We start from the raw sequence: 19,351 nt of genomic DNA, 5'->3' as shown, positions 1-19,351 counted from the left end.
TGCTATCGCCATAATGCAAGATGGCCTTATTAAATAGCCTGATTTATTATCTGATGCCTCTGCTAAAATAGAAGCACTTTTGTTTATCTGGAGTGTTGCAATGACTTATGTTGTTTCGGAAAACTGTATCAAATGTAAATTTACCGACTGTGTGGATGTGTGCCCGGTAGACTGCTTTCGCGAAGGTCCGAATTTTTTGGTGATTGACCCTGACGAATGTATCGATTGCACTTTGTGTGTGGCCGAGTGCCCGGCTGAAGCGATCTTCGCGGAGGATGATTTGCCTGCCGATCAGACTCACTTCACTGCGCTGAATGCGGAATTGTCCAAGTTGTGGGGCGTCATCGTCGAAAAGAAAGACCCTCCGGCTGATGCTGAAGAATGGCAGGGCGTAAAGGATAAATTACACCTGCTCGAACGCTAATTGCCAGACAACCCGCAGTCAGGATCGGGCTTTTATAGCCATATCGCAGCACAAATTCTTTTGTGTCAGGCGCCTCCCGACTTGCGCGGTGCGATGGTGCTGCTGCCCAACTACCATGCCGCCGGGCCGCTGGCTCAGGCATTGAGCGCGGCGGCGGGGCTGCCGGCTTTGTTGTTACCGCAGATGACAACGCTCGCCGACTGGGCGCAATCCATCCCGCTCGCAGTATCTGTTCAGTCCGATACGCAACGCCTGCTTACGTTGTATCAAGCGCTACGCGATCGCAACTGGTTTCCCGATGCCGATCTATGGAGCCTGTCGCGTGAATTGCTGACGCTGATGGATGAGCTGACGCGGCATCATGTTTCACTTCCTGAATCAACCGAAGCTTTTTCACGTCAACTGGTGGCGGCTTATCAGGCGCAAAGCGGTGTGGCGATGCAGTTCGAGGCGCGCGTCGTTCACGAGTTATGGTATGCGATGGCGGCGCATGACGAACTGGATGTGACGGCCGCGTATCAGCAGCGACTGGCGATCTTAGCGCAGCAAGTGACGATGCCGCTGTTTGTATTACAAACCTGCGATCTTGATGCACCCGAAATGCGTTTTTTGGCGGCTTGCCGTGAGCGAGTCCGTGTGACCGTGTTCGATCTGCGCGAACTGCTCGGAATGGATGCGGGTTGTGCGCTGCTGTCTGCGGCTTTACAGCAGGAACTTCATGGTGAGGATTTGCGCAGTGCTGCGCAATCACGTGTGGCGGGCGTGGCTTTAACGGATCGAATCGGGCTTTTTGGCGCGCACGGCATGGAGCAGGAGGCACAAGCGGCCGACGTGCAGGTGCGACGCTGGCTACTCGAGGGTAAAACCGCCATTGCGGTCGTCGTGCAAGACCGCATGGTGGCACGGCGATTGCGCGCATTGTTGGAACGCGCCCGCGTCATGGTGCAGGATGAAACCGGCTGGACGTTTGCCACGCTGTCGGTCAGTACGGTGCTGATGCGCTGGCTGGAAGCGGTGCAGGGCGATTTTTATTATCAGGATGTACTCGACTTACTCAAGTCGCCTTTTTTGTTTGCCGAAAATCAGGTGTTGCGCAAACAGGCCGCCTACCAGTTTGAGCAGTTGGTGCGCCGACACGGTGTGGTCCTGCATCTTAATGAACATATCGCGGCGGCCGAACGTGAAGCGCCCGAACTGGTGCCCGCATTGGTGCGCTTGCGTCAGGCGGCGCGTTTGCTTACTGCTCGTCATGCTTCCCTGTCCGGCTGGTTGTCAGCGTTGCATCAGAGTCTCGACCTTTTGGGCGTTATTCACGGCTGGCGTCAGGATGCGGCAGGTCAGCAGCTGATGCAGTTGCTGGCGCTCTGGCAGGAGGAATTGCAGGCCGACACGACAAGTTGCAGCTTTTCGGAATGGCGACGCTGGCTTTCGCAGCAGCTCGATTTAAATACGTATCGCGATCTGTCGGTAGACAGTCCTGTGTTGTTCACTCATCTGGCAGCCACCCGCTGGCGTTGTTTCGATGCGGTGCTGTTGCTCGGTTGTGACGCGGGGCATCTGCCCGCGCCCGTCAATGCCGGACTCTGGTTTAACGATGCAGTGCGTACGACGCTGGGGTTGCCCTTGTCCTGCGTGCAACAGGATCAGGTACGTGACGATTTATTATCGCTGCTGGCGATGAACGGGACGGTGCTTGCGACTTGGCAGGCTAATTGCAACGGCGAACCGAATCTGCTCAGCCCGTACTTTGAGATGTTGCGCGCAATGCATTTATTGGCCTTTGGACATGATTTGATGAATGTTGAGCTGGGCGGCCTGCTGCCGCTGGCGCAAGTCAGAATCCAAGATTCAGACCGCAAGGGTCTTCCCCGCACAACTAAGGTGCTACACACCAAGTTTTTGCGTGAAGGATGCAGGATTCAGGATCCAGCAAAAATGCCGCGCCCCGTCGTGCCGCCGGAACTGATTCCGCAAAAAATATCCCCGTCCGGCTATAACTCGCTGGTGGCGTGTCCTTATCAATATTTTGCGCGGCATGTGCTGCATTTGAATGAACTGGATGACGTGCGCGAGGATCTGGATAAGCGCGATTACGGTACCTGGGTGCATGAAGTGTTGCAGCGTTTTCATGCCGAAATCCCGCAGCTCGGCAGCCGCGACAAAGGAGAGGCCGAACGCGTTCTGCGGCGGATCAGCGACGAGGTGTTTGCCAATGCGCTGGCGCATGACTATCTGGCACAAGCATGGCTGTTACGCTGGCAGGGACTGATTCCGGCCTATTTGCACTGGCAGCTGGAAATTGAAGCGGACGGGTGGCGCTACCATGCGGCTGAAGTGCCGTTTGAAGTTGCCGTGTCCGGCAATCTGCTGCTGCGCGGGCGGCTTGATCGTGTCGATGTGTCTGTGGAAAATGCGGATGCATTTGCCGTGATTGATTATAAAACGCAGTCAATTCAGGGTCTTAAAAATAAATTGAAATCGCCCGGCGAAGACGTGCAGCTGGCCTGCTATGCGCATGTTCAGGCCGCAAAAACAGCGGCTTTTGTCAGTCTGGACGATGACACGGTGCAGGCCGTTTCACCCGATGAAGAAATAGACGAACTGGCACAACTCACCCTCGCGCGTTTAGGGGAAATTTTCGCACAGATCAGGGAGGGCGCCGGTATGCCCGCCCATGGCACGGAAAAAATTTGTGCCTATTGCGAGATGAAGGGCTTATGTCGCCTGGGTGAGTGGGAAGAAAGTCAGGATCGAGGATTGAGGATTGCGGCGCTGGGCGTGGGAGGCGAATTAAATGGATAACCGCGAGGCGCTGAACCCGAACCGGAGCGTCGTGGTCGAGGCGTGTGCCGGCAGCGGCAAGACATGGCTGCTGGTGTCCCGGGTCGTGCGATTGTTGTTGGATGGGGTTGCGCCCGGAGAAATTTTGGCCATCACCTTTACCCGCAAGGCCGCGCAGGAAATGCAAGCGCGTTTGCGTGACTGGCTGTATGAACTGGCCGCCAAAGATGATGACTTCGTGCGCGATTTCCTAGTGCAGCGCGGGGTGGACGATGTGGAGCTGGCCTTGCCTCGCGCCCGCTTGCTGTATCAGCAGTTTTTGCTGGCCCGCCCGTCCGTGACCATCAGCACCTTTCACGGTTGGTTTATGCAGATTTTACAGCGTGCGCCGGTCAGCGCTGGCAGCGCGGGGGGCGTGCAACTGGTCGAGAAAACCGCTCAGCTGTGGCAGGAAGCATGGCAGATGTTTTTGGATGAGTTGCAGAGTGCGCCCGAGAGCGAAACGGCTCAGTCTATGATGGTGTTATTCAAAGAATTGGGCTTGTCCAATACGCAAAGCCTGCTGGGAAACTTCGTCAATAAACGCAGCGAATGGTGGGCCTATACGGCGGGACAGGGGGAGTCGGCTTTAGACTTCGCAATACAGAATCTAGGTAGCGAATTTGACGTTGATCTGACGCGCGATCCGCTGGCTGAACTGTTTGATCGCCCTCATTTCTCAAGTCAGGTGCACGCGCTGTCTCAATTACTCAATGCCAGTGCCGCGCAGAAAGCAAAGGCTGTGCGCCTGCTTGCGCCGCTGGAAGGGCTTCAGTTAGCAGCATTGCGCTTCGAATTGCTGTGGGATGAGTTGTTTACGAAAAAGAATGAGCCGCGCGCGATCAAGGCGAACAAAGGGCAAGACGAGGTGCAGTTGGGGCAGGCCGTCGAATTAGTGCGCGCCCAGTTGCTGGACGTTTATAACCAGTTGCAGACGCAACAGCTCTACCAGACAAATTGCCATGCGCTACGCTGCGGGGTGGGTTTGCTTGCCGCGTATCAGCAACTGAAGCAGCGTCAGCAATGTCTTGATTTTGGCGATCTGGAATGGCGGGTGTGCCAGCTGCTAAATGACAGCGATCATGCCGAATATCTGCAATACAAGCTGGATAGTCGCTATCGTCATGTTTTGCTGGACGAATTCCAAGATACCAATCCGCTGCAGTGGCAGATCCTGCAATCCTGGTTTGCGGCATCCAAGGCCGTGGACAGCACGCCGACGGTGTTTGTGGTGGGTGACCCTAAGCAGTCGATCTACCGTTTTCGCCGGGCTGATGCGCGCTTGTTCGATGTGGTGCGCCGCTATCTGGTGCAGGATTATGCAGCACTACACCTGAAAAAGAATGAAACGCGGCGCAATTCCCCTGCGGTGCTGGTTGCGGTGAACGGCGTGTTCGACGGACTGCCTGAATATCAGGGGTTTGTGACGCATCAGGCTCACCAGACATCGCTGCCCGGTTATGTCGGGGTGTTGCCGCTGGCAGTGCTGCCGGAAAAAAGCGATACGCCTTCAACGCAGAACGGTAAATTGACGCTGCGCAATCCGTTGCAGAGGGCGTATCCCGATGTTGATGCGGGCACACGTGAACTGGAAGCGGCGCAATTCGCTGAAAAAATAAATCAGATTGTCGGTGTGTGGCAGGTTCAAGATGAAGGTTTAAGTCGCGTCGCGCAATTTTCCGACATCATGGTGCTGGTGCGGCGCCGTACCCATCTGAAAATCTACGAGCAGGCGTTGCGCCGTGAATCGATTCCGTTTTTAACCTCGCGCCGGGGCGGTCTGCTCGATACGCTGGAGGCGTCCGATATTCAGTCGCTGCTGACCTTCCTGATCACGCCGTTTGCAGATCTTGCCCTCGCTCACACGTTGCGTACGCCGATATTTTCCTGCACCGACGACGACCTGATGAAGATTCAGGCGTCAGGACTCAGGATGCAAGATGCGGGGGGGGGCGATTCAAGTGCGTCTGAACTGAATCCTGAATCCCGAGTCCTCAATCCTAGCTGGTGGCAGCGGCTGAAGAGTCTGGTCGAAACGGGTACGGCGACGCCGGCATTGCAACGCGCGCATCAGTTGCTGCAAGCCTGGATTTTGCTGGCCGACAAGTTGCCGGTGCATGATTTACTCGACCGTATTTATTTCGAGGGGGATGCACAGGCGCGTTATGCGGCAGCCGTGCCAGAGGTGATGTGTGCGACGGTGCTTGCCAACTTGCAGGCATTTCTGGAAATTGCGCTGAATGTCGATTCGGGGCGCTATCCCAGTTTGTCGGGATTTTTGCGTGAATTGGCCGAACTGCGCCGTGCGGATGACAACGAGTCGCCCGATGAAGGCCGGGTGGCGCAGGCGGGGAACGCAATTCGCATCTATACCGTTCATGAAGCCAAGGGCTTAGAGGCGCCCATCGTGTGGTTGCTGGATGCCAATGCCCGTCCGCCTGTTGATCGGGGGTATGACGTGCTGGTTGACTGGCCGACCGATGCAAAAGCGCCGGTGCATTTTTCAATCTATGGCGATAAAGCCAGTCGTGGCGGGGTGCGCGAGTGCTATTTTCAACAGGAAGCGGCGCTGGCCCTGCGCGAAGATTTGAATTTGCTCTACGTTGCGATGACCCGCGCCAAGCAAGCATTGCTGGTGAGCGGCAGCGGCGCGCAACTTGAGCATTGCTGGTACCAGCGCATTGCCGATACAACAGAGGGTGCTGCTGAAAATCCGCTCGCTGTGGCACCTTTGCTCAATCAACGATCCTCAATCTTCAATCCCCTATCCTGCCTCCCAGATCCGCGCCTGTTGCAGGTACTGCCGGTCGGCATGCGAAAATCCGTGATGAACGATGCGCAGCGTCAGGGTGTCTGGCTGCACGGTTTGCTGCAATACTTAGCGATACCGGAGGCACTTTTCCGGGAAAATCAAGAACAGGAATTGCAGCGCAAACTCAATATTCCATCCGCGCTGATGCCCGAGCTTTGGCGGCAGGCACAAGTCATGTTGAGTGCACCGGCGCTTTCGCGATTTTTCGATGCGCAGTATTATCTACAGGCTGCGAATGAGGTGGGCTACGTGAATGCGTCCGGGCAATTGCGCCGCATCGATCGCCTAGTTGAATTTGAGACGGAAGTCTGGGTGCTGGACTATAAAACAGGTTTAAATAGCGCGATGCAGTCTCATGCGGCCCAGCTTGAGGAGTACCGCATCGCGATGCAGGCTGTTTATCCGGACAAGGCGGTACGCTGCGCGGTCATCTTCGCGGAGGGTAATTTGCTTGAAGTCTGACTAAAAAGCTGTGGTATTATTTAACGCATTGCATGACCCATTTTTATTATCTTAACGAAAGGAAAAACATGGAACATACCTTACCCGCTCTGCCTTATGCGACGGATGCACTGCAACCGCATATGTCCAAAGAAACGTTTGAATACCATTACGCCAAGCATCATCAGGCATATGTGACGAATCTCAACAACCTGATCAAAGGTACCGAGTTCGAAGCGCTGGATCTTGAAGCGATTATCAAGAAGGCTCCTGCCGGCGGCATTTACAATAATGCGGCTCAGGTATGGAATCATTCCTTTTTCTGGACTTGTATGAAGCCTGCTGGCGGCGGCGCACCTTCCGGCACGTTGGCTGATGCGATCAATGCAAAGTGGGGCAACTTCGACGAATTCAAAAAAGCTTTTCAGGCGTCTGCTGTCGGTAACTTTGGTTCCGGCTGGACATGGCTGGTTAAGAAGGCGGACGGTTCGGTTGATATCGTCAATATGGGTGCTGCCGGTACGCCGCTGACGACCGCTGATAAGGCGCTGTTGTGCGTTGACGTGTGGGAACATGCTTACTATATCGATTACCGCAACATGCGTCCTAAGTTTGTCGAAACGTATTTAAACAATCTGGTTGATTGGGATTTCGTCGCGAAGAATTTCGCGTAATCCACCGGTCGCTGTTTGGAGAAGAGATCCTTAACCAAGCAGGAGACTGGTGAATTTTAAACGGCTTTGTCTTGAACGTGCCTAGTTTTTAGGTCGTTTGAATTGAGAACGGTGACTCAGGTTTTATAGCCTGGTCGCCGTTTTTTTTGTTGAAACGTTTGATGAGCAAGCAGCTCGCGACAGGTTATTCGGCCTGTCAAACAGCATGTCTGAATTGCCATTTCTCGGGAATTCAGCAGTAAATAAAAAATTATAGAATTTTATATTTTTAACCCACTCTACTTCTGATTCCAACTAAAAATGAGGGGATTACCGGAAGTCGAAATATCGGGGGGAAGCTCAGGTCACGGGGTGTGCTGTTCGCTAAAACAGCCAAAATGGACATAATTTTTTTACAGCATTTTTATGTGCAGGCTGGAATAATCCCTTCGTATGAAATTCCTCCGCTTCTTTAGCACATTCCCGCAACCGCACAGCCCGTGCGCGCGCATGTTATGGGCTGTCATCGCTTGTGTTATTGCCACCTTGCTGGCTTGGCCTTGGCGCGACTTCCTCGACCCGGCCAATACGGCGATGCTCTATCTGCTGGCAGTGGCTGTCGTGGCGGCGCGCGCAGGCAAGGGGGCGGCTATTGCGGCGGCGCTGCTCGGCACGGCGCTGCTCGATTTCTTTTTCATTCAACCGCGTTTCACGTTCACCGTCGGCGATGTGCAATACGCTGTCACGTTAGCGGTGATGTTTGCCGTGGCGCTCATCATTGGTAACCTGACGCAGGGTTTGCAGCGCGAAAAAGAAGCCGCGCAAGAACGCGAACGGCAATCGAATGCGCTGTATCAACTCGCCAGCCAATTGGCGGGCGCGCTGACGCTGGAACAGATAGAGGGAATGACGCGCCGTTTTCTGCATGAAACGCAATCCTGCCAGAGCCAGCTGCTGATGCGGCACGGTGAAGAAATGTCGCCCGTTATACCCGGCCAGACCCCGCTCTCAGGTAAACCCTATTACGCGGTGAAGGCTGCGCTCCAGCAGGGGGCGGCGCAAGCCACGCTGGACGGCGCACTGCATTGGCTGATCTTACCGCTGCACGACACGCCGCAGGCGCGCGGCGTGCTGGTGCTCTCTTTTTACGATGTGGGCCTGTTAGGCAATGAACGGCGACCCTTGTTTAAAGCCATCGCTGCGCTGGTTGCGGCCTCGGTCGAACGCCTGCATTTCGTTGAAATCGCGCAGCAAGCGCAGTTGCAAATGACCGATGAGCGCCTGCGCAACAGCATTCTCTCTGCACTGTCGCACGACATTCGCACGCCACTCACCGTGTTATACGGCATGGCCGACACGCTGGCGCAATCGGCGCTACCACAGGCCTTGCACGAAATGGCGGATGCGATGCGCCAGCAGACGTTTCGCCTGAACAGTATGGCGTCCAACCTGCTTGATATGGCCAAACTGCGCGCGGGCGACATCCGCCTCAACCTCGAATGGCAGCCGGTGGAAGAGGTGATCGGCGCGAGCATTAAACTGCTTGGCCCTGCGCTGGCGCAGCATCCGGTGAGTGTGGTGCTCCCCGCTGACATGCCACTGCTGCGCTTCGATGCGGTGTTGATGGAACGTGTGTTGTGTAACCTGCTGGAGAATGCCGCCAAATACGCAGCGCCCGGCTCGTCCATCCGCATTGCGGTACGTGCCGACCAGAAATTTGCGCACCTCTCGGTTTGCAACGAGGGTTCGCAGTTCCCGATCGATCGGCTGGAACGCCTGTTTGAGCTGTTCGAGCGCGGGGATATAGAATCGAACGTACCTGGCGTGGGGCTGGGGCTCGCCATCTGTCGCAGTATTGTGAGCGCGCACGGCGGCAGTATCTATGCCGACAATGATGCGGGGGCCTGCGTGACTTTCACGCTGACGCTGGGCGAGCCGCCCGTGATCGAGACGGAGGATGAGTATGAGTGAGCAGACTATCCTGCTGATCGAGGACGAGGCGCAGATACGCCGCTTGGTGCGCACTGCGATGGAGGAAGAAGGCTACCGCGTGCGGGAGAGCGGCACGCTGAAAGAAGGGTTGGCGCAACTGCACGCCGATGCAGTACAACTTCTCATTCTCGATCTCGGCTTGCCGGACGGCGACGGCATTGCCTTCCTTCGCGATCTGCGCACGCAATTTTCGCTGCCGGTGCTGGTGCTCTCAGCGCGTTCGGCAGAGGGCGAGAAGATACGCGCACTGGATGCGGGAGCGGACGATTATCTGACCAAACCCTACTATACCGGCGAACTGCTGGCGCGGGTGCGCGCGCAGTTGCGCCGCGCGCCGCAGGAAAGCGCAACTGCCGAGACACATGTTCACTTTGGCGACATCGAGGTTAATCTCGCGCAGCGCAGCGTCACGCGCAAGGGGTTAGCCGTACGCCTCACCCCCATCGAATTCCGCCTGCTGTGTGCCATGCTGGTCGAACCCGGCAAGGTGCTGACCTACCGCCACCTGCTGAGCGCGGTGTGGGGAAAAGCCTTCGTTGAAAGTAACCATTACCTGCGCATTTATGTGAGCCATCTGAGACAGAAGCTGGAAGAGGATCCGGCACAACCCAGATTTTTTGTGACCGAGACCGGCGTGGGTTACCGGCTCGATATTTGAAGGAGAGAATTTTGATGGAACAGAATAACAAGACTGCCACGAGTACGTTGGCGCTCGCGGCGTTAGGCGTGGTGTACGGCGACATCGGCACCAGCCCGCTGTATGCCTTCAAAGAAGCCTTCGCCGGTGGTCACGGGCTCACACCCACCGAGCCTAACGTGCTTGCGACGTTATCGGCTTTGTTCTGGGCGATGATGCTCATTATCTCGATCAAATACGTGTGGGTGATGCTCAAGTTCGACAACGAAGGCGAAGGTGGCGTACTGGCGCTGACCGCTTTAGCGAACCGCTCGGCGCAGGGGGTGACGCACTGGAAACTGCTGATCGTCACGGCGGGTATTTTTGCGGCAGCCTTGTTCTACGGCGATGCGCTCATCACCCCTGCCATTTCGGTGCTTTCCGCGGTCGAGGGTCTCAGCGTCATTACCCCCGCATTGGAAAAATTCATCCTCCCCGTCACTATCGGCGTGCTTACCGGATTGTTCTTCATCCAACGCCGGGGTACGGGCAGCATCGGTAAACTATTCGGCCCGGTCACACTCTTGTGGTTCGCGGCACTGGCTGTACTCGGCACGCTCAGCATCGTACAAAACCCCGTCGTGTTGAACGCGCTCAATCCGATGTACGCCATCAATTTCGCGCTGGAACATCCGACTGGCATGTTCTTCCTGTTGTCGGCGGTGTTTCTTGCACTAACCGGCGGCGAGGCGCTGTATGCGGACATGGGACACTTTGGTGCTGCGCCGGTGCGGCTGGCATGGTACGGACTGGTGTGCCCGGCCTTGCTCATCAATTATTTCGGCCAGGGCGCATTGGTGCTGCGCTCGGCGGAGGCGATCCAAAATCCGTTCTATCTGCTTGCGGCGGACTGGTTCCTGTTGCCGCTGGTCGCGTTGGCCACCGCCGCCACAGTCATCGCCTCGCAAGCCACTATCTCGGGCGCGTACTCAATCACGCTGCAAGCCATGCGCATGGGTTATTTGCCGCGCCTATTCATTCAGCACACTTCTGATTCGCAGCGCGGGCAAATCTACATTCCCGCCGTGAACTGGATGATGTTGGTCGGCGTGATCGTTCTGGTGCTGGAGTTCGGCTCCTCAGGCGCACTCGCGGCGGCTTACGGTATTGCCGTCTCCGGCACGATGATTATCACGACACTGCTGACCTGCTTCGTCACGCTGATGCTGCCGGGAGCCGCACGGCTGCCGCTGCTGAGCGGACTACTCGTTATCGCACTGCTGGAAGTCTTGTTTTTTGGCTCCAATCTGAGCAAAATCGCCAGCGGCGGCTGGATGCCTCTGGCGTTAGGCTTGTTCCTGTTTGTGCTACTTTCGACATGGAAGCGCGGTAGCTCGCTGGTTGCCGAGCAACGGCGCAAACTCGACATTCCGATGGCGAGCTTTATCTCCGGCTCGCAACCGGATGTGCCGCGCGTTGCTGGCACGGCGGTCTATCTAACCGCCGATCCGAACACCGTCCCCAGCGCGCTGTTCCATAATCTAAAACACTTCAAGGTGCTGCATGAACAAACGCTGTTCTTGCATGTGGTTACCAAAGACGTGCCCTACATCGAAGCGGAACAACGCCTGAAAGTGATTCAAATCGCCCCCGGCATGTATAACGTCGCGCTGCATTTTGGCTTTCGGCAGGAAGTGGATATTCCGCTGGCCTTGCAAGGCTTGGACTCACACGGCGTAACGCTAGACAGTATGAGCACTACCTACTTCGTCGCACGTTCGAATGTGGTGGACGGATTCGGCGGCATGTCCTCGTGGCGCTGCGCGTTGTTTTCGTGGATGACGCGACAATCGGAAGGGGCGGCGAGCTTCTTCAATCTGCCCGCGAATCAGGTAGTCGAACTGGGCACTAAGGTGGTGTTGTAAGGGGTAGTTGAAATGAAAAGCCCCCAAAGTTATCCACTTCGGGGGCTTTTGACATGCAAGGATGCTGTTTAGGACGCGAAGAAATCCTTTACTTTGTTCATCCAGGATTTAGCTCTTGGATTGTGGTGCGCGCTATTGAGATCGTTGATGCTTTCAAATTCACGCAGTAATTCGCGTTGACGGTCGGTCAGGTTGACCGGCGTCTCGACGATGACATGGCAATGCAAATCGCCATGGGTAGCACTACGCACGCCCTTGATTCCCTTGCCGCGCAGACGGAAAATCTTGCCGCTTTGCGTTTCTGCCGGGATCTTGATGTGCGCTTTGCCATCCAGTGTCGGGATTTCGATTTCGCCACCCAGCGCAGCGGTGCTGAAGCTGATCGGCATTTCGCAATGTAAATCGTTGTGATCGCGCTGGAATACTGCATGGGCTTTTACGTGGATCACGACATACAGATCGCCGGATGGGCCGCCATTGACGCCATGCTCGCCTTCGCCTGATAAGCGGATGCGATCGTCGTTATCTACGCCCGGAGGAATTTTCACCGACAGGGTTTTATGCTGCTTGATACGGCCGCTGCCGTTGCAAGGTTTGCAAGGCTGTGAAATCATCTTGCCGTTGCCGTGACAGCGCGGGCAGGGTTGCTGGATCGAGAAGAAACCTTGCTGCATACGCACCTGACCATGCCCGCCACAGGTGGTGCAGGTGGTAGGACTCGTGCCGGGTTTTGCACCCGAACCGTGACAGGTATCGCACTCTTCCATGGTGGGCACGCGGATTTGCGTTTCGGTGCCGCGCGCTGCCTGTTCCAGTGTGATTTCTAAGTTATAGCGCAGGTCGGCACCGCGTTGCACATTGCTGCGCCCGCCGGCCCCTCCGCGGCCGCCGCCGAAGATGTCGCCGAAAATATCTGAAAAATCAAATCCTTGCGCGCCTGCGCCGCCTGCGCCAAACGGGCTGCCGCCGCCCATGCCGCCGGCTTCAAATGCGGCGTGACCGTACTGGTCGTAGGCCGCACGTTTTTGTCCGTCCGACAACGTCTCGTACGCCTCTTTGGCTTCTTTGAAGTGCTCTTCTGCCTTAGGGTTGTCCGGATTGCGGTCAGGGTGATGCTTCATCGCCAGTTTGCGATAAGCCTTTTTGATTTCTTCGTCCGATGCGTCGCGATTGACGCCGAGGACTTCGTAATAGTCTTTTTTGCTCATGGCTTAAAAGGATTGAGGAGCGTGGATTGAGTAGCTGTTTAGCGTCCTCTTTCCATGCTCCTCTCTCTTTGCTCCTTACTGATTCACATTATGTACAAGTGTAAAGAATCCAAGGGTTGAGGCTGATGTTACTCAATCATCACCCCTCAATCCTCGCTCCTTACTTTTTGTCCTTCACTTCGGTGAACTCAGCATCGACAACATCGCCTTCGTCCTTTTGGGCTTCGTGTGTTGCACCTGCACCCGCTTCAGCTGATTTAGCCTGTTCTGCGGCATACATCTTTTCGCCCAGTTTTTGTGCGGCGGTGGCCAGTGCTTCCGATTTGGCTTCGATGGCATCCTTGTCGTCGCTCTTCACGACTTCTTCTGCCTCTTTTAAAGCCGCTTCGATGGCGCTCTTTTCGTCCGCTGTCAGCTGTTCGCCGTATTCTTTCAGCGATTTATGGGTTGAGTGAATCAAGGCGTCCAGTTGATTGCGAGCAGTCACTAGTTCCAGCGCCTTCTTGTCGTCATCGGCATGGGCTTCTGCATCGCGAACCATGCTCTCGATTTCAGCTTCTGACAGACCTGAGCTCGCCTTGATGGTGATATTGGCTTCCTTGTTGGTTGCCTTGTCTTTTGCGCTTACATGAAGAATACCGTTCGCGTCGATGTTGAAGGTCACTTCGATCTGCGGCATGCCGCGTGGTGCGGGTGGAATATCTGACAAATTAAACTGACCCAGACTCTTGTTGCCGGAAGAGATTTCACGCTCGCCCTGCAGCACATGGATAGTCACGGCAGACTGGTTGTCGTCGGCTGTTGAGAATACTTGGGACGCCTTGGTAGGAATCGTGGTGTTCTTCTTGATCAGCTTGGTCATCACGCCGCCCATGGTTTCGATACCGAGAGACAGTGGGGTTACGTCCAGCAGCAATACGTCTTTAACTTCACCTTGCAACACGCCACCTTGGATACAAGCGCCAACAGCAACAGCTTCATCCGGGTTTACGTCTTTACGTGGTTCACGGCCGAAGAATTCTTCGACTTTCTTTTGAACCATAGGCATACGGGTTTGACCACCCACCAGAATCACGTCAGCGATGTCGGAAATGGAGATGCCTGCATCCTTCATGGCGATCTTGCAAGGCTCGATGGTGCGTGCCACCAGATCTTCAACGATGCTCTCCAGCTTAGCACGGGTGATCTTGACAGCCAGATGCTTAGGGCCGGTTGCGTCTGCTGTGATGTACGGCAGATTGACTTCAGTCTGCTGAGCGGAGGACAGTTCGATCTTGGCCTTTTCAGCCGCGTCTTTCAGGCGTTGCAGTGCAAGCATGTCCTTCTTCAGGTCGATGCCGGATTCTTTCTTGAATTCTTCAACCAAAAATTCGATCACGCGCATGTCGAAGTCTTCGCCGCCCAAGAAGGTATCGCCGTTGGTGGACATCACTTCAAACTGGTGTTCGCCATCGATTTCTGCGATATCGATGATGGAAATATCGAATGTACCGCCACCCAAGTCATACACGGCAATTTTGCGATCGCCTTCTTGCTTGTCCATACCGAAAGCCAAAGCGGCAGCGGTAGGTTCATTGATGATGCGCTTAACATCCAGACCTGCGATACGGCCCGCATCCTTAGTCGCTTGGCGCTGTGCATCGTTAAAATAGGCAGGAACGGTGATAACAGCTTCGGTGACGGACTCGCCCAAGTAGTCTTCGGCAGTCTTCTTCATCTTCATCAGGATTTGCGCGGAGATTTCAGGCGCTGAGAATTCCTTGTCGCGAACCTTGATCCATGCATCGCCATTCTTGGCCTTGACGATAGAGAAAGGCACCATGTCGATGTCTTTTTGTACCATCTTCTCGTCGAAGCGGCGACCGATCAGGCGCTTTACGCCGTACAGGGTGTTCTTAGGGTTAGTGACAGCCTGGCGTTTGGCGGCTGCGCCGACCAGCACTTCGCCATCTTCCATGTAAGCGATGATGGAAGGGGTGGTGCGCGTACCTTCTGCGTTTTCGATTACCTTGGTCTTGCCGTTTTCCATTACTGCGACGCAAGAATTCGTTGTGCCCAGATCAATACCGATGATTTTTCCCATTATGCTTTCCTTTTAAGTGTGTTGATTACGATGTCGCCCTAGATGGGGCGGGTATTTCATATTTCAAGAGGCAGTCGTAAGTAGCTAGTCATTAGTTGGAGTTGTCCGCTGCGCGGGGTTTTACTAACGACTTACGTCTAGAGACTACTGCCCTTGCGATACCAGTACCAGCGCCGGGCGCAGTACGCGGTCATTTAATGTGTAGCCTTTTTGCATGACGCTGACAACGGTGTTTGCAGGAAGCTCGCTCGGTACCATGCTGATTGCCTGATGTTTGTGCGGATCGAGTTTTTCGCCAACAGGATTGATTTCCAGTATGTTAAATTTTTCAAACACACTGCTGAGTTGTTTGAGGGTGAGTTCCATGCCGCTCTTGAAACTTTCGACGGTGGCGGTTTCAACGGCAAGTCCTGCTTCTAGGCTGTCTTTGACGGCGAGCACTTCATTTGAAAAACGTTCAACAGCGAATTTTTGCGCTTTGCTGACATCTTCTGATGCGCGGCGACGGATATTTTCGCTCTCAGCCTTGGCGTACATCCATGCATCGTAGTGTTCCTGAGCGCGGCGTTCGGCAGCTTGCAGCAGTTCTTCCGGGCTCGGCATCACTTCATTCGCTTCAGAGGCGGGATTTGATTCTATGCTGGCTTCAGTGTCGGGTGTGGTGGGTTGGTTTTGTTCCATGGCGTTCTCCAAAATTTTTGCTTGCGGTAGATTGGGGCGATTTTGAGATTTTCAAGAGCGCGGGTAAGTTTTTTGCAGATAATGATCGAAAATTTTAAGGCGACTGTACAAAATCATCCAATTCCTTGGGTAATTGTAGGATTATGGCTTACAAAATATTTGTGGGAGGTGCTAGAATCCGAAACTATTGCCATTGGCGCTGTTTTTTGGAGGATATAGATGAATAATGAATTGAATCTGGAGTATTTCGTCAAGCAGCGTTGCTCTGTTCAGTGGCAGGGATTCCTTAGTGCATTTGCCAGTGAGTTTGGTCAGCAAATTCCGGTTGCTGAACTGCGAGTTTTGATGGCGCGACTGGGTGTCTCGATGGCTCAGGATATTCCTGCTCCTGTTGGGGATACGATCGCGGCTTTGCAGGAGTCGATTAACACCATCTGGTTCGATATGGACTGGGGGTGGGTCGTGCTGGTTGAGAAGACTGATGGTTTGTATATCGAACACCACCTCTCACCATTGCAGGCCGCTTTCGGGGAAAGTGCGCGTGCTTGGTCACCGGCGATTCTGGAAGGAATTTATGGTCACTGGCTTGCGGCGCTAGGTGCAGGGCCTGAATTGCGCATCTCTCAGGTTCAGGCTGCAGAGCAGGAAGATTTTCTGTTGGTTTTTCGTTTCGGAAGATAATCGCGACATGATGAGAATCAAACGGGGTGAAATTAAACCATGAAAAAATCGGCCAATGCGGACATACGCAATCTTTTCAGAAAGTTTGGCGGGGATACCGGAACTTATCAGGAAATCCAGCAGGAATATATAGTTGATCAGGCGCAAAAAGCCTGGCCTATCGTGACTGCGATTGAAAAAGAACGTGCCAGTGCGCCTAAGCTCAAAGCGTCATCTGAAAATCCGGTTGCTCGCACGTCAGGTTTGCCGGGAGCCAATACCGGTTCGTTCGCGGCTTTGCAGCCCGGGGTGACGGTGCTGAATCGCGCGCCGCAAAACGAAAGATCGCCATCGTCGGGTATTTTTGCCAAAGCGGATGTACCGCCTCCCGCACGTTCGCTGTTTTCAAATTTAAGCACGCCGGCCCCTGCAACGCGCTCCTTGTTTGCTGCAATGAACGCGCCTGCTGCGTCTGGCAAGCCTGATGCTGTGGCGGTTCGTTCGGATCAGGATAAAATTACTTCGGTTTTCTCACGTTTGCTTAATCCGCAAAACAATGTTGCGGTGGATACGCAAGATAAAAGTTTGCGCAGCTTGTTTGGATTTTTGAAAAAATAATGACCGTAATTGCTGTTATTTCACCAAAAGGTGGTGTCGGTAAGACAACTGTCGCCGTCAATCTGGCGTGCAAGTTGGCTGCGGGCGGGCACCCTGTCAGGTTGGTCGACCTTGATCCGCAAAACGCGTTGCGCCTGCATCTGGGGGCTGATCCGGCTGACGTTAATGGGCTGGTTCATCAGACATTGCAGCAAAGCAGCTGGTATTACACCGAGTATGACAGCGCTTATGGGGTCAGCTTTGTGCCCTATGGCAAGGTGTCGGAATTCGAGCGCATTACCTTCGAAGCACACCTGTCGCAAACGCCGGAATGGTTGCGCGATAATCTGATGGAGTTGGGGCGCGATCCAAATTCCTATACGATTTTAGATACGCCGCCGGGGCCTTCGGTGTATGTGCAGCAAGCGCTATCGATTGCTAATATAGTACTGGTCGTGATGATACCGGATGCGGGTTCCTATGCAACGCTGACGGCAATTGAAGGCCTGCTCGACTACTATTGCGCCAATCGCACTGATTTTTATGGTTCGTATTACGTCTTAAATCAGTTTGATGCCGATCATCCGCTTAACCGCGATATTAAAACCGTCATGCAGACGGTATTGGGTGGTCGACTGGCGCCCTTTCCGATTCATCGCGATGAATCCTTGAGCGAAGCGCTGGCTTATCAGCAGCCGGCAGCGGAATATGCGCCACATTGTCAGGCGGTTGATGATATCGCGCAATTGACTGGCTGGCTGCAAAATCAAGTTGACCAGGCTATCAGGTGAGTAAGCCGAAAATCGCCTATCTGCCGGTGACTGAGCCTCAATTTAAGGGGGTAGACCGCCGCAGTAAATCGAGAGCACCGGAACGCTATAAGTTTGAGAAACTCAATGAGTTGGTGATTGCAGCTCGCGAGTGGTATGGCTGGGAGCACAGTTACTGGCGTGCGGCCGCGATGATTTTTGCGTTTATCCTTTTCCTGGTCAGCATGAGTGTCTCGCTCAGCTTGCTTGGGCAGGCGATTTATGCGGGCATGGTTTTTGCGCTGGCGCTGTATTTGCGCAACTACACCGGCACTTTGTTCACCCTGATTATGATCGTGTTTTCGGTCAATGCCTCCAGCCGCTATTTATACTGGCGCTACACTACTGTCCGGTTAAAAATCGAATAGATTCAATTGTTTACTGATGTCCGGTTCGTCAAGATTCTGTATCGCATTTGCAACCATTTGATTTATTGGGGTTTTATCGAACATATTGACCTCAAAAAGATTCAGTAAAATCTGCTGGGAGGCAGGAAGATTGAGCTGTTTTTTGGCAATGCTGACCAGCAGGTAAACGCATATTGCGATCCAGATTTGGGATTTTGACGGCATTGAGGGAATTGCCATAGAAATGTTTGATGGCAAGGTTTTTGCTTGAGCCACTTGAAGAACAGTTCGATTTGCCAGCGATTTTTTGTAGATATTGGCGATGGTCAGCGCGGGCAAATCGAAGCGATTGGTCAGGAACACCAAATGCTTGCCGGTTTCCGGGTCGCGGAAAGAAACCCGGCGCAGGCGTTCCGGGTAAGCGGTTTTTGATTTGGGTGTCGCCAGCAGTATGGTTTGATCGCAGCGTAATCCAGTGGCTTTGTCCACTTCGCGCGACGCAATCCAGGTAAAGCGGAGATTGTTCTTTGCGCGGATGACAAAGGTAACTTGGCGCTGGTGTAGCGCATACAATCTGGCGAAGTGCAGGTAGCCCCGATCAATGACGACGATGGTGCCAGCGGGGAATGGGATCACGTCGAGCAGATTGACATCGTGAACCTTGCCGGTGGTAATGGACAGAAACACAGGGATTGAACCGCGCAGATCAATGATGGTGTGCGCTTTGACGGCGGCCTTGGTTGAACGAAATTCCGCCCAGGGGAACAGCGTCAGGCACAGATCGATGGTGGTCGAGTCCATGGCGTAGAGCGGTTCTTTGAGTCCCAGGCCGATGTCCTCGTCCCGGTACAGTTCGAGCGCTATGGAGATCAAACGATGGCCGAGTGCCTCGAACAGCCGCCAGTCGCGCCGTTCGTTGGCATCGGCCAGTGTGGAACGGGATACTTTGCTGCGGATACCGATATGGTAAAGCTTGCTCTTCTGAGAATTGAGACAGGCAACCAAATCACGCAAGCCATCGCGCCGGGTCAGTTGTGCATAGGCCATGCAGATGAATTGGCTCCATGCGGAGAAATGCTTGATCCCGTGGTTGGCGGCAAAGCGCTCGGTCAGATATTCGAAATGATTGAACGGCACGAAGTCCAGCAATTGTGCGAAAACTGTTTTGCCCCGATTCATGCTGCCGCTCCGTCTGCCGATTAAAGGGCAAACGATACGGTTTTTTAACCAAAGGCGATTCCAGATAGTATTTGAAATCGTCGGAATGCAAAAACGTGCTGAAA

14 protein-coding genes and 1 pseudogene are annotated in these 19,351 nt (G+C 54.3%); 11 read left to right on the top strand and 4 right to left on the bottom strand.

Going from position 1 to position 19,351, the window contains the following annotated elements:
- Positions 1-100: 100 nt before the first annotated feature.
- The 7 genes from fdxA (at position 101) to GALF_RS12160 (ending at position 11,683) form a co-directional block, all read left to right on the top strand.
- Entirely contained in the window at positions 101-424 is a 324-nt protein-coding gene (gene fdxA / locus GALF_RS12190; protein ID WP_013294364.1) for a ferredoxin FdxA, read from the top strand.
- Positions 425-3,226, top strand: coding sequence for a PD-(D/E)XK nuclease family protein (locus tag GALF_RS12185; RefSeq protein WP_150102616.1), 2,802 nt, complete (start codon positions 425-427; stop codon positions 3,224-3,226).
- Complete coding sequence (locus GALF_RS12180) at positions 3,219-6,518, top strand: UvrD-helicase domain-containing protein (RefSeq protein WP_013294362.1); 3,300 nt, start codon at positions 3,219-3,221, stop codon at positions 6,516-6,518. The genes GALF_RS12185 and GALF_RS12180 overlap by 8 nt, the downstream gene beginning before the upstream one ends.
- Positions 6,519-6,586: 68 nt before the next feature.
- A complete protein-coding gene (locus GALF_RS12175; protein WP_013294361.1) occupies positions 6,587-7,171 on the top strand; it encodes a superoxide dismutase in 585 nt (194 codons plus the stop codon).
- Between the two features lie 432 nt (positions 7,172-7,603).
- Positions 7,604-9,121 carry a DUF4118 domain-containing protein gene (locus GALF_RS12170; protein ID WP_013294360.1) on the top strand — a complete coding sequence of 506 codons (1,518 nt, stop codon included), beginning with the start codon at positions 7,604-7,606 and terminating at the stop codon, positions 9,119-9,121.
- Positions 9,114-9,800: a response regulator gene (locus GALF_RS12165; RefSeq protein WP_013294359.1), complete on the top strand. Its 687-nt coding sequence runs from the start codon at positions 9,114-9,116 to the stop codon at positions 9,798-9,800. Before GALF_RS12170 ends, GALF_RS12165 begins: the two co-directional genes overlap by 8 nt.
- 14 nt (positions 9,801-9,814) lie before the next feature.
- The gene (locus GALF_RS12160) at positions 9,815-11,683 is read left to right on the top strand and encodes a potassium transporter Kup (RefSeq protein ID WP_013294358.1); all 1,869 of its coding nucleotides are present in this window, start codon (positions 9,815-9,817) and stop codon (positions 11,681-11,683) included.
- Positions 11,684-11,751: 68 nt separating this feature from the next.
- On the opposite strand, the gene dnaJ is transcribed toward GALF_RS12160, so the two are convergent.
- The 3 genes from dnaJ to grpE form a co-directional block, all read right to left on the bottom strand.
- The gene (dnaJ, locus tag GALF_RS12155; protein ID WP_013294357.1) at positions 11,752-12,891 is read right to left on the bottom strand and encodes a molecular chaperone DnaJ; all 1,140 of its coding nucleotides are present in this window, start codon (positions 12,889-12,891) and stop codon (positions 11,752-11,754) included.
- A gap of 160 nt (positions 12,892-13,051) precedes the next feature.
- Positions 13,052-14,974 carry a molecular chaperone DnaK gene (gene dnaK, locus GALF_RS12150; protein ID WP_013294356.1) on the bottom strand — a complete coding sequence of 641 codons (1,923 nt, stop codon included), beginning with the start codon at positions 14,972-14,974 and terminating at the stop codon, positions 13,052-13,054.
- 144 nt (positions 14,975-15,118) lie between these two features.
- Positions 15,119-15,667 carry a nucleotide exchange factor GrpE gene (grpE, locus tag GALF_RS12145; protein WP_223293702.1) on the bottom strand — a complete coding sequence of 183 codons (549 nt, stop codon included), beginning with the start codon at positions 15,665-15,667 and terminating at the stop codon, positions 15,119-15,121.
- Between the two features lie 207 nt (positions 15,668-15,874).
- Between grpE and bcsD the strand changes: the two genes are divergently transcribed.
- The 4 genes from bcsD to GALF_RS12125 are packed head-to-tail and all read left to right on the top strand — an operon-like array spanning position 15,875 to position 18,089.
- A complete protein-coding gene (gene bcsD, locus GALF_RS12140) occupies positions 15,875-16,336 on the top strand; it encodes a cellulose biosynthesis protein BcsD (protein ID WP_013294354.1) in 462 nt (153 codons plus the stop codon).
- Positions 16,337-16,375: 39 nt separating this feature from the next.
- Positions 16,376-16,933 (top strand): BcsR/BcsP family cellulose biosynthesis protein, encoded by a 558-nt coding sequence (gene bcsR, locus GALF_RS12135; RefSeq protein ID WP_013294353.1) that lies wholly within the window; start codon positions 16,376-16,378, stop codon positions 16,931-16,933.
- Positions 16,933-17,703, top strand: coding sequence for a cellulose biosynthesis protein BcsQ (bcsQ, locus tag GALF_RS12130; RefSeq protein WP_013294352.1), 771 nt, complete (start codon positions 16,933-16,935; stop codon positions 17,701-17,703). The genes bcsR and bcsQ overlap by 1 nt, the downstream gene beginning before the upstream one ends.
- Positions 17,700-18,089, top strand: a complete 390-nt coding sequence (locus tag GALF_RS12125; protein WP_041938083.1) for a hypothetical protein — start codon at positions 17,700-17,702, stop codon at positions 18,087-18,089. The genes bcsQ and GALF_RS12125 overlap by 4 nt, the downstream gene beginning before the upstream one ends.
- Here GALF_RS12125 and GALF_RS12120 read toward each other — a convergent pair.
- Positions 18,075-19,247, bottom strand: a pseudogene (locus GALF_RS12120) (IS4 family transposase). The gene GALF_RS12125 and the pseudogene GALF_RS12120 overlap by 15 nt on opposite strands.
- Positions 19,248-19,351: the final 104 nt, after the last annotated feature.

The organism is Gallionella capsiferriformans ES-2 (genome assembly GCF_000145255.1).
Classification (GTDB): Bacteria; Pseudomonadota; Gammaproteobacteria; order Burkholderiales; family Gallionellaceae; genus Gallionella; species Gallionella capsiferriformans.
This window is presented reverse-complemented; position numbering and strand designations above follow the sequence as displayed.